We start from the raw sequence: 11,173 nt of genomic DNA on the forward strand, positions 1-11,173 counted from the left end.
GCTCGTCACTCAGCAAGAAGAGGATTTGTCATGAAACGAACTCGTCTCCCCCTCCTGCGCGCGTCGGTGATGGCCGCGTGCGCGCTCGTCGCGACGGCGTCGTTCGCGAAAGTCACGCCGGACGACCTGAAGGCGCTCGACGGCCCGCTGACGCCGATGGGCGCGGTACGCGCCGCGAGCAAGGACAGCGGCGTGCCCGAGTGGTCGGGCAAGTGGCTCGGCACGCCGCCCGACGTGCAGTACAAGCGCGGCAGCCGCTACCCCGATCCGTTCGCGAACGAAAAACCGGTCGCGACGATCACCGCGGACAACATGGCGCAGTACGCCGAGCACCTGACCGAAGGCCAGAAGGCGATGTTCAAGCGCTACCCGGCCACCTTCAAGATCAACGTCTATCCGAGCCATCGCGACTTCCGCTACGCGGATTCCGTCTACAAGGACATCCGCGCGTATGCGCCCGATTCGACGATGACGGCGGACGCCAACGGCCTCACGAACGCGCCGCCGACCGTGCCCTACCCGATCCCGAAGACGGCCGCCGAACTGCTGTGGAACCAGCGCTTCTCGTCGGCGATCGGCGCCGAGCAGGCGACCTACGACCAGGCCGTCGTGTACTCCGACGGCAACCTCGCGTGGGGCAAGGTGCGCTACGACATCTACTCGCCGCGCAATTCCGGCAAGTTCGACGTGAAGAGCGACCTGAACAACCGCACGTACTACCGCAATGCGACGGAGCTGCCGCTGTCCGACCGCGGCTCCCTGATCGTCGGCTTCACGAACTGGGACAAGGCCGGCGCGGACAACTCGTCGCGCACGTGGATGTACAACCCCGGCACGCGGCGCGTGCGCCAGGCGCCCGAGTACGGCTACGACCAGCCGCAGGGCCCGGGCGGCTTCCGCACCGTCGACGACGACCGCCTGTACAACGGCCCCGGCGACCGCTACGACTGGAAGATCGTCGGCAAGCGCGAGATCTACGTGCCGTACGACAACTACAAGGCGATGGACAGCTCGGTCAAGTATGCGGACCTGCTGACCAAGGGCCACGAGAACCCGTCATACATCCGCTACGAGCTGCATCGCGTGTGGGTGCTGCAGGCGACGCTCAAGAGCAACTACCGTCACCAGTATGCGAAGCGCGTGCTGTACATCGACGAGGATTCGTGGATGACGCTGCTCGCCGACAACTACGACGCGCGCGGCCAGCTGTGGCGCACCAACGTCGCGACGACGCTGTACGCGTATGACGCGAAGGTGTTCTACCCGGGCGTCGTGTTCTACCACGACCTGATCTCCGGCGCGTACATGGCCGACCGCCTGACGAACGAAGGCCCGATGCCGAAGCTCGACAACAGCCCCCAGTTCAACGAAGCGTATTTCTCGCCGGACGCGATCCGCAGTTCGGGTAACTAAGCAACCGGCGCGGCATGCCCGCGACCCACGCGCCGGAGCCGCGCTCCGGCGCACGACGCCGCCCGCAACGGCGGCCCTTTCCATTCGAGATTCGAGGGCCCTTTCATGTCTTCCCGCCTGCATACGACGCTCGGTGACGAGTTGTACGCCGCGTGGCACGCACGTGCGCCGGTCGCACCGCTGTCGAGCCGCCCGTGCCGCCTGTCCCTCGACGATGCGTACCGGATCCAGCAACGCTTCATCGAACGTCGCGTCGAGCGCGGCGAATCGGTGGTCGGCAAGAAGATCGGCGTGACGAGCCAGGCCGTGCAGGACATGCTGAACGTGCGCCAGCCCGATTTCGGCATCCTGCTGTCCGGCATGCACTACGCGGCCGGCGAAGCGATCGCCACCGAATCGCTGATCGCGCCGCGCGCCGAAGGCGAGATCGCGTTCATCCTGGCGCGTGACCTGCGCGGCCCCGGCATCGACCGCACCGACGTGATCGCCGCGACGGCCGCCGTCGCACCCTGCTTCGAGATCGTCGATTCGCGCATCCGCGACTGGGCGATCCGCATCGAGGACACCGTCGCCGACAACGCGTCGTGCGGCGTGTATGTGCTCGGCCATGCGCGCGTCGATCCGCGCACGCTCGATCTCGCCGCATGCGAGATGACGATCGAGAAAAACGGCGAGCCCGTCGCGCAAGGCCGCGGCGATGCGGCGCTCGGCCATCCCGCCGACGCGGTCGCATGGCTCGCGAACACGCTCGCCGAATACGACGTGCCGCTGCTCGCCGGCGAAATCGTGCTGTCCGGCTCGCTCGCGAAACTGATTCCGGTCACGGCCGGCGACGCACTGTCGATGCACATTTCCGGCATCGGCGGTTGCGACGTCCGCTTTATCTAAAGGAAGACTCCTGATGAAGAAAATCAAATGCGCACTGATCGGGCCGGGCAACATCGGCACCGACCTGCTGGTCAAGCTGCGCCGCTCGCCGGTGCTCGAACCCGTGTGGATGGTCGGTGTCGATCCGGCATCCGACGGCCTCGCACGGGCCCGCGAATTCGGGCTGAAGACCACCGACCGCGGCGTCGACGGGCTGCTGCCGCACGTCGCCGACGACGAGATCCGCATCGCGTTCGACGCCACGTCGGCCTACGTGCACCGCGACAACTCCGACAAGCTCACCGCGCTCGGCGTGAAGATGATCGACCTGACGCCCGCCGCGATCGGGCCGTACTGCGTGCCGCCCGTGAACCTCGACGCGCACCTCGGCAGCGCGCAGATGAACGTGAACATGGTGACGTGCGGCGGCCAGGCGACGATCCCGATGGTGTATGCGGTGTCGCGCGTGCAGCCGGTCGCGTACGGCGAGATCGTCGCGACCGTGTCGTCGCGCTCGGTCGGCCCCGGCACGCGCAAGAACATCGACGAATTCACGCGCACGACGTCCGGTGCGATCGAGCAGGTCGGCGGTGCGCGCAAGGGCAAGGCGATCATCGTGATCAACCCGGCCGAGCCGCCGCTGATCATGCGCGACACGATCCACTGCCTGACCGACGGCCCGCCCGACGTCGACGCGATCACGGCGTCGGTGCATGCGATGGTCAAGGAAGTGCAGCGCTACGTGCCCGGCTACACGCTGAAGAACGGGCCGGTGTTCGACGGCAACCGCGTGTCGGTGTTCATGGAAGTCGAGGGGCTCGGCGACTACCTGCCGAAGTATGCGGGCAACCTCGACATCATGACCGCCGCCGCGGCCGCCACGGCCGAGCGTTTCGCCGAACAGATGCTGGCCGCGACGGCCGCCACCGCTTGAGTCGAGGAGTCACACGATGTCACTTGCAGGCAAGAAGATCACCGTCCACGACATGTCGTTGCGCGACGGGATGCACCCGAAACGTCACCAGATCACGCTCGACCAGATGCGCAACATCGCGCGCGGGCTCGATGCGGCCGGCGTGCCGCTGATCGAGGTCACGCACGGCGACGGGCTCGGCGGCGCATCGGTCAACTACGGCTTTCCCGCGCACACCGACGAGGCGTACCTGAGCGCCGTGATTCCGGAGTTGAAGCAGGCGAAGGTATCGGCGCTGCTGCTGCCCGGCATCGGCACCGTCGAGCACCTGCGCATGGCGCACGAACTCGGCGTCGGCACGATCCGCGTCGCGACGCACTGCACCGAAGCCGACGTGTCGGAACAGCATATCGGCCTCGCGCGCACGCTCGGGCTCGATACCGTAGGTTTCCTGATGATGGCGCACATGTCGTCGCCCGAGCAGCTCGTCGTGCAGGCGAAGCTGATGGAGTCGTACGGCGCGAACTGCATCTACATCACCGATTCGGCCGGCCACATGCTGCCCGACGACGTGACCGCGCGAATCAGCCAGGTGCGCGCCGCGCTGAAGCCGGAGACGGAACTCGGCTTCCACGGCCACCACAATCTCGCGATGGGCGTCGCGAACTCGGTCGCGGCAGTCGCGGCCGGCGCAAACCGGATCGACGCGGCCGCGGCCGGCCTCGGCGCGGGTGCGGGCAACACGCCGATGGAAGTGTTCGTCGCGGTATGCGACCGGATGGGGATCGAGACCGGCGTCGACGTGTTTGCGATCTCGGATGTTGCCGAGGATCTGGTCGTGCCGATCATGGACGCGCCGATCCGCCTCGACCGCGATGCGCTGACGCTCGGCTATGCGGGCGTCTACTCGTCGTTCCTGCTGTTCGCGAAGCGCGCGGAAGCGAAGTACGGGATTCCGGCGCGCGACATTCTCGTCGAACTGGGCCGGCAACGGCTCGTCGGCGGCCAGGAGGACATGATCGAGGATGCGGCGCTGACGATGGTTCGGGCGCGGGCGGTGGCGGCGTAATCGGCGTAGCTTCCATAATCTGAGTAACCGACGCTATCGGCCGGCATCGTCCGATGCGTCGGCGATCATGCGGAACAGAACGTGATCGCCAGGGGCGAGCAACCTCGCGCGGCGACGCCGAGGTGGCAAGCACGGTGGTTCAGTTCACCGGCGCGGCCGTGTCGGCGCGCAGCGTGCGGCAGGCGGCATCACGCGTCACCTTGCCGCTACGCACGCACGGCAACGCCCTCCGCTCAGCGATGCTTCCCGCCGTGCTTGCGCGCCCGATGCTCGGCGCGCTTCTGCAACAGCGCCGGCATCAGCTCCTCGATATATTGCCGCGCCTGTCCACGCGTGACGATCTTGCTGAAACGCTGATGCGCGTCGGCATGGCCAACCAGCGCCGCGTGCGCTTTCTTCAGGATGTGCAGATACGCGAGCAGGCTCGTGCCGTCATGCACGGGCAGCGCATCGCGCGGGTCGGGTTGCGGGGTCGTGCTCATGATGTACCGATCCTTTGCGGGCAATCGGTGCGGCACGTCGCCGTCACGAGCGCCAGCAGGTCGTGGGCGACGCGGTCGCGGCCGGTCAGCGGCGCCAGGCCGAACAGGCGCCCGAGCGTCGCGACCACCGATGCATGATCGTAGGGCGTGTGGTCCACCTGGCCGGCCGCGACCCACGGCGAAATCACGATCGCCGGCACGCGCACGCCGTACACGTCGAAGCCGAAGCCGTTCGCGTTCAGCGTCGCGGGCGCGCCGTCGTTCGGCGGCGGTGCGGCGCCCGGGCGGACCGAATCGTAGAAGCCGCCGTGCTCGTCGTAGACGATCACGAACAGGCTGCTGTTCCACACCGGCGAATTGCGGATCGCGTTGTACACGCGCGCGGCGAGCTGGTCGCCGCCCGCGAGCCCGTCCATCGGATGCTGCGAGGTGCCGTTCCGGTAGGTGCCGTGCACGATGTCGCCGTAGCTGGGTTCGATGAACGTGTAGCGTGCCGTGTAGCCGGCCGCGAGATCGGCTTCGAAATGCGCGAGATCGTCGACGTCGAAGAAGCTGATGCCCTTCAGCGATGCAACCTGCGGCACATGGCCGAGCGGATCACCGGTCTGGTCCTGGTAGATGCGCCAGTTGTCGTCGCCGAGCGCGCCGAAGATCGAACCGTTCGGATAGGGAAAACCGTCGAACGCGTCCCACCCGCCCATCTCTTCCCGGGTCGGCGAATGATCGAGCCCGGCCGACGACGCGCCGTGCAGGAAGAAACGGTTCGGCCAGGTCGGCCCCGGCATCGACGCATGCCACGCGTCGCACAGCACGAACGCGTTCGCGAGCGCGTACAGCGCCGGCGCGTGCGTCCGCACGTCGACGCCCTGCATGATCTTGCTTACGTCGGCCGGCTGCGGTGGCGTGCCTTCGGCATGCGACGTCGCGTAGTTCGACACGAACCCCGAATTGCCGACGGCCGGATACGGCTGCCCTTTCACGAACGGCACGCCGGCACCGCAGAGCTGCTCGAGCACGTCGGTGAACTCGTGGCACGGGTCGGTCGGCATCCGGTCGGGCGCGCCGCCGCCGAACGGATAGACCTCGCCGCCGTATGCGTTGCTGTTACGCGGCGACGCGGCGACGATGTCGGCGATGCCCGACAGCGCGAACAGGTGATCGAACGAGCGGTTCTCGAGCATCAGCACGAACACGTGCCGGATGCGGTCCTGAACCGATGGGGATGCGGGGGCTGCGTCTGCATTCATGGCGCCTCCTGGCGTCGCGCGACGATAGTCCTGCCTGCACGGTCGTGGGCGCGCTGAATGCGACTGAAGGGATTGAAGGAATTGAAAGCCACGCGCGCGGGCCGTGAACTGCCGACGAGTGTACGACCGCGCCGGCTTGCGCGTAAAGCCGCCCGCGAACCGCGACGACACGCGCGTGTTCTGCGCGAGCGCGACCGTGAGCGCCGCATTTCGCGACGCTCATCGATGAGTTCCTGCGGGACACGGCCGCTTGAGCGTTGCACACGCAGTGCGACCGGAAAAGAGGACCTTGGCCGCCGCGGCACTGCACCGCCGCCGGCGACCGACGAACGGCGCTGATCACGCCGTCCATCCGGTGTGCCCGGCCGCATGAGATGGCCGGACGGGTTTCGATCGGAGCAGCGTTGCGCGCCCGACCGTTACTGCTTAGCGACGCGGTTGCCCGCTGCGCGGCGGACGCGTCGAGTTCGCGTCCTTGTGACGGAAGTTGATGCGCCCCTTCGTCAGGTCGTACATCGACAGTTCCAGCGTCACACGATCACCCGCGAGAATGCGGATGTGGTTCTTGCGCATGCGGCCCGACGCGTACGCGCCGACCACAACGCCGTTTTCCAGCGTGACACGGTATTTGCTGTCCGGCAGCACTTCGTCGACGATTCCGTCCAGTTCCAACAGTTCTTCTTTTGCCAAACCAATTCCTCCAGAGAAGGTGAATGACCGCGGCCACGGCGAGCTCACCGGCGCCGTGGCCCGCAACGGGACGGCCGCCGGCAGGATGCCGGGTTTCAATTCGTTCAGACGGGCGACGGGCCCATCTTGCAATCGGAGCCCGGCGCATTGCGGCGGTCGGGCGGTCAGTGGCGGCGGTGCGATCAGCACCGCGCAAAGTCGGGACCGCGCCACGTGCGGCATGGCGACGGCCTACGGGTTGCAGCATGGGCCGCTGGCGACGCGGCGAACGCTTCGCGAGGGCGTTGAATCGCACGTCGTACAGACCTGCGATGAATGAGGGAAGCACACGACCGATGCATCGTGTATACCGCGATGCATCGGTCGTGTGCGTCGGAACGCGCAGGACACCGGCTAGGGCCGGCATCCGCGCGAGCTCCGTCCGGCAGCGGCCGCCATTCGGCGGCCGGTGCCGACACGGCTTACTGCGGCGTGATGTTCGACGCTTGCAGGCCCTTCGGGCCACGCTTCACTTCGTAGCTGACTTTCTGACCTTCGGCCAGGGTCTTGAAGCCCGTGCCGCGAATTTCAGAGAAATGGGCGAACAGATCGTCGCCGCCGTTGTCCGGGGAGATGAAACCAAAGCCCTTGGTTTCGTTGAACCACTTGACGGTACCGGTATCCACAAATACTTCCTTAATACGATTGAGAACAGCGCCCACAACGGGCACAGAAAGAATCAAAGAGGGAGAGACCAACGACTGCCGCACAATGTGCTGTGCGGCCAATGATGAGCAATCGAACTTCTTGAAGACTTCGGTCTCGGACACTACGCGGTGCCGGCCGATCCGTCAAGCTCTTTTCGATGCGACGCAGGCGCACGATAGCGTGTCCGCCTTGCCTGGCGGGCCTCGGCGGCAATCGGGAGGGGGTAACGCGACCCTCCCCTTTTTTTGCCGCGCGACGCCGTTACCGCGGTTCGAACACGTGATGCAGCGCCGGCGGCGTCCCGCCGTCGCGGATCGTCATCTCGAACGCCTTGCGCGCGACGCTCGACGGCCGCACGTCGGCCGCGTCCAGGTAGAACTGCGAATACCAGTCGCGCATCTGGTACAGCGGCCCGTCGCCTTCGCACAGCAGCGGGTTGTCGATACGCGTCTTGCTGTGCCAGATGTCGACGTCCTCGTAGAACGCGCGCTGCGCTTCCTTCACGTACGCGTTCGCGATCTCCATGTTCTGCTCGTCGCTGAGCCCGGCCACCTTCTTCACGATCACGCCGTAGCGCAGCTCGAAGCTGTTCATGTCGATCGGCACGTGGCAGTTCAGCAGCACCGAGTGGATCGGCTGCCCGTTGCTCTGCCCCGTCATCTGCGTGATGTGCACGGCCGGCCCGAAATACGTCGACAGCGCGGTCAGGCTGTCGCCGCCGAGCTTCTCGCTGCGCCCGACCATCAGCTGCGTCGCCTTGTGATCCTCGAACAGGTTCGCGAAATAGTCGATCGGCGCGTGGTGCACGGTCGCGAAGTGCGCGACATCCGAGATGTTGTCGACCAGTTCGCGGCAGTTGGCCTGGATGACCATCTTGTCGACGACCCAGTCCGACCATTCGTCGGAGAAGCACACGTCGAGGCGCGGAATCGCGACTTCCGGCGGCGGCGCGTTGCCTTCCGGGTCGTTCCACACGAACAGCAGGTTGTTCTCCTCGCAGGCCGGCCACGCGCCGATGCGCGCCTTCGGCGGGATCCGCTTGCAGTACGGGATCGACGCGCACTGCCCTTCCCCGCTCCACGCCCAGCCGTGGAACGGGCAGACGAGGTTGTCGCCTTCGACCGTGCCGAGGCTCAGATCGGCGCCCATGTGCGGGCAGTAGGCGTCAACGACGTTGATCTTGCCGGTCGAATCGGCGAACGCGGCGAGCTTGCGGCCGAAGATGTTCAGCGTGTGCGGCTTGCCGTCCTTGTAGTCGCGGGCGAGCCCGAGGCAGTGCCAGCCGCGCGCATAGCGCTGCGCGAGCGGCTGGGCTTCGATCTTGTAAGGGCGTGCGGACATGTGGGTTGACTCCTCTGTGGGGAACGCGCGGCGGCCCGCCGCGCACCGGGGTTGGGTGGAGGTTGGTCGCTCAGCGCACCGGATTGCCGGATTCGAGCGCGCGCGTCGGCTCGAGCGCGGCGGTCGGCGCGGCCTGCGGCGACGCCGGCTGCGGCTCGCGCGACACGCGGCGCTCGGCGCGCTCGACGCCGAGCCATGCGGCCAGCGCGGGCAGCAGGAATACCGCGCCGAACAGGTTCACGAGGAACATGAACGCGAGCAGCACGCCCATGTCGACCTGGAACTTCAGCGCGGAGAACGCCCACGTGCCGACACCGATGAACATCGTGACGGCCGTGAACAGCGCCGCGGTGCCGCGCTGGCGCATCGCATCGGCGAACGCGTCGGGCAACGTCGCGCCGTGGCGGAGGTCGTGCTGCAGGCGCTCGTACAGGTAGATCCCGTAGTCGACGCCGACCCCGACGCCGAGCGTGATCACCGGCAGCGTCGCAACCTTCAGCCCGATGCCGAGCCGCGCCATCACCGCGTTGCACAGGATCGACACCAGCGTGAGCGGCACGACGATGCACAGCACCGCGCGCCACGAGCGGAACGTGACCGCGCAGAGCAGCGCGATCGCGCCGAAGATCGACAGCAGCATCGCGATCTCCGCGTCGCCGACCGCCTCGTTGGTCGCGGCCATCACGCCGACGTTGCCGCCCGCGAGCCGGAACGCGACGTTCGGCGTCGGGTTGTCGGCCGCGTAGCGCTTGATCTCGTCGACGATGTGCGCGATGGTCGTGCCTTCGTGGTTCTTCGTGTAGATCAGCACCTGGATCGCCTTGCAGTTCGCCGTGTTCATCCCGTTGTCGGGGTCGAACGCGTTGGAACCCTGCGTGAGCCCGTCGCTGGAGCGCGGCAGCGCAGCCCAGCGCGGGTTGCCTTCGTTGAACGCGGCGATGAACACCTTGCCCTGCGACGCGACGCTCGTCACCGACTGCACGCCGGCCACGCCGCGCATGTTCATCTCGAACCGCTCGATCGCGCTCATCACGGGGTAATGCAGGCATGCGTCGTCAAAGCCGGTCGTCTCGACGATCACCGACAGCACGTCGACGCCGATGTTGTACTGGTGCGTGATCGCCGCGTTGTCGACGTTGTAGCGCGAGTTCGCGCGCAGCTCCGGCGCGCCGGTGCCGATGTCGCCGATCTCCAGCTTGCGCGATTCGAGCGCCCCGTACGCGAGCAGCGCGAGCGCCACGGCGAACACGCCGAGCGCCGGCGCCGGGCGCGCGAACAGCGCGAAGCGCGACCACAGCGGGCTGCCGCCGGCCGCCGCCGTGCGCTGCGCACGGGCCAGCGTGCCGCGTTCGAGGCGCGTGTACGACAGCAGGATCGGCAGGAACACCTTGTTGGTGACGATCATCAGCAGCACGCCGAGGCACGCGGTGATGCCGAGCTCGCGCACGATGTCGATCCTGATCCGCATGATCACCATGAAGCCGAGCGCGTTGGTCAGCAGCGCGACCGTGCCCGGCACGAACAGCTTGCGGAACGCGTCGCGCGCGGCCTCGGCCGACGACGCGCCGCGCACCAGCGCCTGCTTCCACGCATTGGTCATCTGCACCGCGTGCGACACGCCGATCGAGAAGATCAGGAACGGCACGAGGATCGACATCGGGTCAATGCCGAGCCCGAGCACCGGCAGCGCGCCGAGCAGCCAGACGACCGGCAGCAGCGCGACGATCAGCGCGAGCACGGTCGTCTTCAGCGAGCGTGTATAGGCGAACAGCAGCGCGGCCGTCACGAGGAACGCCAGCGCGAAGAACGCCATTACGCCGGCGATCCCCGCTTCGACGTCGCCCACCAGCTTCGCGAAGCCGATGATGTTCACGTCGATGCCCTGCTTCGCATACCGCGCGCGGATTTCCTCGAGCTGACGCGCGACCGCGCTGTAGTCGAGCCGCTTGCCGGTGGCCGGATCGGTCTCGCGCAGCTCCGCGCGGATCAGCGCCGACTTCAGGTCGTTGCCGACGAGCCGGCCGATCTGCCCGGAGCGCGCGACGTTGCGGCGCACCTTCGCGAGATCGTCCGGGTTCGCGCTCGAGAACTGGCCGGGCACGACCACGTCGCCGCGAAAGCCGGCTTCGGTCACCTCGGTGTAGTGGACGTTCGGCGTGAACAGCGAGAACACGCGCGAGCGGTTCACGCCGGGGATGAAGAACACGTCGTCGGTCGCGTGGCGCAGCGCGTCCATGAACGTCTGGTTGTAAATGTCGCCGTCGCCCTTCCAGCGCAGGCTGACCAGGATCGTGTTCGCGCCGGGGAACGCGCCCGCGTAGCGCTCGAACACCTGCATGTACGGGTGCTGCATCGGAATCATCTTGTTGAAGCCCGGATCGAGCTTCAGGCGCGTCGCGGACAGGCCGAGCGCGAGCGTCGCCGCGACGCACAGCAGCATCAGCAGCCGGCGCCGCCGGATGAT

Annotated in this window: 10 protein-coding genes; 4 read left to right on the forward strand and 6 right to left on the reverse strand. The window is 67.2% G+C overall.

Translation table 11 applies throughout. The features are described from left to right. Window positions 1–30: 30 nt before the first annotated feature. The 4 genes from F3J14_RS20330 (at window position 31) to dmpG (ending at window position 4,262) form a co-directional block, all read left to right on the forward strand. Window positions 31–1,413, forward strand: a complete 1,383-nt coding sequence (locus F3J14_RS20330; RefSeq protein ID WP_166724549.1) for a DUF1329 domain-containing protein — start codon at window positions 31–33, stop codon at window positions 1,411–1,413. A gap of 105 nt (window positions 1,414–1,518) precedes the next feature. Next, window positions 1,519–2,301: a 2-oxopent-4-enoate hydratase gene (gene dmpE / locus F3J14_RS20335; protein ID WP_166724550.1), complete on the forward strand. Its 783-nt coding sequence runs from the start codon at window positions 1,519–1,521 to the stop codon at window positions 2,299–2,301. A 13-nt stretch (window positions 2,302–2,314) separates the two neighbouring features. Continuing rightward, entirely contained in the window at window positions 2,315–3,214 is a 900-nt protein-coding gene (locus F3J14_RS20340; protein WP_096499534.1) for an acetaldehyde dehydrogenase (acetylating), read from the forward strand. A 16-nt stretch (window positions 3,215–3,230) separates the two neighbouring features. Beyond that, the gene (gene dmpG / locus F3J14_RS20345) at window positions 3,231–4,262 is read left to right on the forward strand and encodes a 4-hydroxy-2-oxovalerate aldolase (RefSeq protein WP_166724551.1); all 1,032 of its coding nucleotides are present in this window, start codon (window positions 3,231–3,233) and stop codon (window positions 4,260–4,262) included. 233 nt (window positions 4,263–4,495) lie between these two features. Here dmpG and F3J14_RS20350 read toward each other — a convergent pair whose 3' ends face one another. The 6 genes from F3J14_RS20350 to F3J14_RS20375 form a co-directional block, all read right to left on the reverse strand. After that, complete coding sequence (locus F3J14_RS20350) at window positions 4,496–4,744, reverse strand: hypothetical protein (RefSeq protein WP_166724552.1); 249 nt, start codon at window positions 4,742–4,744, stop codon at window positions 4,496–4,498. Next, window positions 4,741–5,991 (reverse strand): alkaline phosphatase family protein, encoded by a 1,251-nt coding sequence (locus F3J14_RS20355; RefSeq protein ID WP_166724553.1) that lies wholly within the window; start codon window positions 5,989–5,991, stop codon window positions 4,741–4,743. Before F3J14_RS20355 ends, F3J14_RS20350 begins: the two co-directional genes overlap by 4 nt. Window positions 5,992–6,417: 426 nt before the next feature. Then, window positions 6,418–6,681, reverse strand: coding sequence for a translation initiation factor IF-1 (infA, locus tag F3J14_RS20360; RefSeq protein ID WP_006751842.1), 264 nt, complete (start codon window positions 6,679–6,681; stop codon window positions 6,418–6,420). Window positions 6,682–7,142: 461 nt separating this feature from the next. Beyond that, window positions 7,143–7,346, reverse strand: coding sequence for a cold-shock protein (locus F3J14_RS20365; RefSeq protein ID WP_006751843.1), 204 nt, complete (start codon window positions 7,344–7,346; stop codon window positions 7,143–7,145). A 283-nt stretch (window positions 7,347–7,629) separates the two neighbouring features. Beyond that, entirely contained in the window at window positions 7,630–8,709 is a 1,080-nt protein-coding gene (locus tag F3J14_RS20370) for a Rieske 2Fe-2S domain-containing protein (protein ID WP_166724554.1), read from the reverse strand. A gap of 70 nt (window positions 8,710–8,779) precedes the next feature. After that, on the reverse strand, window positions 8,780–11,173 hold a 2,394-nt coding region (locus F3J14_RS20375; RefSeq protein WP_166724555.1), incomplete at its 5' end, for an MMPL family transporter.

Source organism: Burkholderia sp. Tr-862, from assembly GCF_011753085.1.
GTDB classification, from domain to species: domain Bacteria; phylum Pseudomonadota; class Gammaproteobacteria; order Burkholderiales; family Burkholderiaceae; genus Burkholderia; species Burkholderia ambifaria.

What these genes read in the sequence shown, in the direction of transcription:
- F3J14_RS20330 (WP_166724549.1), top strand. Translation starts at nt 31, where the DNA reads ATGAAACGAACTCGTCTCCCCCTCCTGCGCGCGTCGGTGATGGCCGCG.
- dmpE (WP_166724550.1), top strand. Translation starts at nt 1,519, where the DNA reads ATGTCTTCCCGCCTGCATACGACGCTCGGTGACGAGTTGTACGCCGCG.
- F3J14_RS20340 (WP_096499534.1), top strand. Translation starts at nt 2,315, where the DNA reads ATGAAGAAAATCAAATGCGCACTGATCGGGCCGGGCAACATCGGCACC.
- dmpG (WP_166724551.1), top strand. Translation starts at nt 3,231, where the DNA reads ATGTCACTTGCAGGCAAGAAGATCACCGTCCACGACATGTCGTTGCGC.
- F3J14_RS20350 (WP_166724552.1), bottom strand. Translation starts at nt 4,744, where the DNA reads ATGAGCACGACCCCGCAACCCGACCCGCGCGATGCGCTGCCCGTGCAT.
- F3J14_RS20355 (WP_166724553.1), bottom strand. Translation starts at nt 5,991, where the DNA reads ATGAATGCAGACGCAGCCCCCGCATCCCCATCGGTTCAGGACCGCATC.
- F3J14_RS20370 (WP_166724554.1), bottom strand. Translation starts at nt 8,709, where the DNA reads ATGTCCGCACGCCCTTACAAGATCGAAGCCCAGCCGCTCGCGCAGCGC.